1 protein-coding gene is annotated in these 948 nt (G+C 56.4%); it reads right to left on the bottom strand.

What is annotated here, in order from left to right:
- Positions 1-323: 323 nt before the first annotated feature.
- The gene (locus tag QJT78_RS51620) at positions 324-863 is read right to left on the bottom strand and encodes a GNAT family N-acetyltransferase (protein WP_014498653.1); all 540 of its coding nucleotides are present in this window, start codon (positions 861-863) and stop codon (positions 324-326) included.
- Positions 864-948 lie beyond the last annotated feature (85 nt).

The following is a 948-nucleotide window of genomic DNA, read 5'->3' as shown; positions in this document are numbered from 1 at the left end:
GTTGTGCCATCGCGTGCGGATATGCCGTACCAGGCGGCGCAGATGGGCACGCACCTCGACGCCGCCCGGCGTCTTGCCGGGCCGCAGCACGACGGCCACGGGCCGGCTCTTATCCGTGTCGTAGACGTGGATCGACCGCCATCGAAGGCAGCTGTGACTTTCTTGGCGTGAACGGCTGGAAACGAGGATGGCAGAATCGTATCATCGGTCATGGCGGGCGTGGTTTAAGGTGATGGGGTGGCTTCGCAACCGAATCCTACGCCGCATCAGCGCTTTACACCACGCTCGCCAGCCCTCAGGCGCACTCTTACGAATAAGACGGGCTAGCGCTCCATCTCGCCCATAAGAATTTCATCTGAGACGTATCGTGGATTGGAAATGACAGTCCGCATTTCCGCATTCTTGCCCTCGTCCGCAAACCGGAATCCCTTCTTGTAGAAAAATGCTGAAGCTCCTTCATCTTGAGAGAGAAGGGATAGCTTGGAAAGGCCCGCGGACTGCCTAGTATGATCGGCGACTTCAATCATAGCCGTCCCGACCCCTTTGTACCTCGACCGGCCGAGATTTTCTATGCTGAGAATTCGCAAACTGTTGCGCCCCGGCGCCACGGTCATCGCTCCCACCTTATTGCGTTCATTGGCATCAGTAAACAAAGAAACACTTTGGGCGTTGCCAATATTGCTACTTACTCTGTGTAGGCGGACTGACACACCTGTCCTCTTGTCAAAAGCGGAAGACGCTGGTCCAGCAGCTAAAGCGGCCGTAAAAGCAGCACCATCTGCGCCAGAAGTGCCGGCCAGCGCATCGCGCTGCTGGTCCACACTTTGCCCGTCGGAGGGCCAGTTGTTGTAATTGGTTCTCATCACAACGAGCTACTATTTGGACGAGCTGACAGAAAGCTGACAAAGCCGACGCATGAGCCGGTCCTTTACGAATAAGACGGGCTAG

It is taken from the genome of Bradyrhizobium sp. Mp27 (assembly GCF_029953005.1).
Taxonomy (GTDB): Bacteria; Pseudomonadota; Alphaproteobacteria; order Rhizobiales; family Xanthobacteraceae; genus Bradyrhizobium; species Bradyrhizobium barranii.
This window is presented reverse-complemented; position numbering and strand designations above follow the sequence as displayed.